General features: G+C 69.3%; 1 protein-coding gene. It reads left to right on the plus strand.

The genetic code is table 11. From position 1 onward, the window contains the following. Positions 1–143: 143 nt before the first annotated feature. The coding region (locus I53_RS14565) for a pyridoxal-phosphate dependent enzyme (protein WP_043351888.1) at positions 144–853 on the plus strand (710 nt) is incomplete at its 3' end.

Below are 853 nucleotides of genomic sequence, written 5' to 3' on the forward strand. Positions count from 1 at the left end.
ATTCATTCTGCTAACCAGTAAGGCAACCCCGCCAGCCTAGCCGGGTCCTCAACGACAGGAGCACGATCATGCGCACCCGTGGCCAGGACCCAACGCTGCCCGACCTATCCTGAAGCCAAAGGAAATGAGATCGGAATTACCCTGTGCTCCACGTCTCGACTCGCGGCGCGGCCGCGCCGCTCTCCTTCTCGGACGCGCTCCTGGCGGGCTTGGCCCGCGACGGCGGGCTCTACGTGCCGCAGACCTGGCCGCAGATCGGCCGTCCGGAGATCGCCGCCCTGGCGGGCCGCCCCTACGCGGAGGCCGCCAAGTGCGTGCTGCGCCCGCTGATCGACGGCGACGTCGCCGGTCCGGACCTCGACCGGATGATCGACGCGGCCTACGCGACGTTCCGCCACCCGGCGGTCTGCCCGCTGACCCAGCTCGACGACAACCTGTTCCTGCTGGAGCTCTTCCACGGGCCGACGCTCGCCTTCAAGGACGTGGCGATGCAGCTGCTCGGGCGGCTCATGGACCACGTGCTGACCCAGCGCGGCGCCCGTGCCACCATCGTGGGCGCGACCTCGGGCGATACCGGCTCGGCCGCCGTGGAGGCCTTCGGCGGCCTCGACCGGGTCGACGTGTTCATCCTCTACCCGCACGGGCGGGTCTCGGAGGTCCAGCGGCGGCAGATGACCTCGGTGCCGGCGCAGAACGTCCACGCGCTGGCCGTCGACGGCACGTTCGACGATTGCCAGAACCTCGTCAAAGCCCTGTTCCAGCACGCCGATTTCGCCGACGCGGTGCGGCTGTCTGGCGTCAACTCGATCAACTGGGCCCGGGTCGCCGCGCAAGCGGTCTACTACTTCACCAG

Source organism: Methylobacterium sp. B1, assembly GCF_000333255.1.
Classification (GTDB): Bacteria; Pseudomonadota; Alphaproteobacteria; order Rhizobiales; family Beijerinckiaceae; genus Methylobacterium; species Methylobacterium fujisawaense.